1 protein-coding gene is annotated in these 1058 nt (G+C 68.6%); it reads left to right on the forward strand.

From position 1 onward, the window contains the following. Positions 1-215: 215 nt before the first annotated feature. Entirely contained in the window at positions 216-998 is a 783-nt protein-coding gene (locus ABZZ79_RS39715) for a transposase family protein (RefSeq protein WP_356697564.1), read from the forward strand. The last annotated feature ends 60 nt before the right edge of the window (positions 999-1058 follow it).

Below are 1058 nucleotides of genomic sequence, written 5' to 3' on the forward strand. Positions count from 1 at the left end.
CTAACGAGCTCGTGCACGGTAGGCGGTGAGGCGTCGAGCTTCTGATCGTCGATCATGATCGTGTGGTGGGGAACGCATCTCGTGCAGCGATCATCGACGACCGGAGGATCACGGGCCTGTCGGCCGACGTGATCGCTGAACTCATCGCTGAGGTAGGCCCGTTGTGGCACGAACGGCATCAGGCCAAGCTTGCGTCCCGGCCGCGGAAGCGTGCTGTGGGCGCGGGTGCGAAGCACCGGCTGGTGTTCGTCGACCGGCTCCTGGCCACGCTCGTGCACCTCCGGCACGCGGCCACGCACGACGTGCTCGCCTGCTGGTTCGGTGTCGACCGCTCCACCATCACTCGGGCCATCGCAGAGGTGCGGCCCTTACTCGCCGAGCGCGGGTGCACCGTCAGCCCGGGGGTGCGGCTGCGGACCCTGGCCGAGGTCGTCGACCACCTCGGTGCCAACGGGAAGACCGGGATCATCGACGGCACCGAGATCCGGGTCCGCCGCCCGGCAGCCGGGCGCAAGGACCGGGACAGGTTCATCTCCGGCAAGACCAAGCAGAACGCGGTCAAGACCATGGTCTTCACGGACGGGGACGGCCGCGTGCTGTTCTGCAGCCCGACCAGGCCCGGCAGCTGTGCGGACATCACCCACGCCCGCCAGTCAGGGCTGGTCACGCTCCTGGCCGACGGACCCGCGGTGGAGATCCTCGCCGACGCCGGCTACCAGGGCCTGGGCGCGCAGACCGGCGGCCGGGTGATCACCCCACCACACCGAAAGTTCAAGAAGAACGCCCCGGACTGGTACGAGGAGATACACGAACGACAGCGCAAAGCACATTCCTCACGCCGCATCCGGGTCGAACACGGCATCGCCCACCTGAAGAACTGGCGGGCCCTGGCCCGCCACCTCGGCCGCCGCGAGCACATCAGCGACACCGTCCAGGCCGTCGCCGGCCTGCTGTCCCATCAGCAGACCGCGGACCTGACATCAGCACGACCGATGTGAATGCCGAGCCCCGCCGCGATGCTCGACGCCTCACCGCCTACCGTGCACGAGCTCGTTAGG

Source organism: Streptomyces sp. NPDC006458 (assembly GCF_040612135.1).
Lineage (GTDB): Bacteria > Actinomycetota > Actinomycetes > Streptomycetales > Streptomycetaceae > Streptomyces.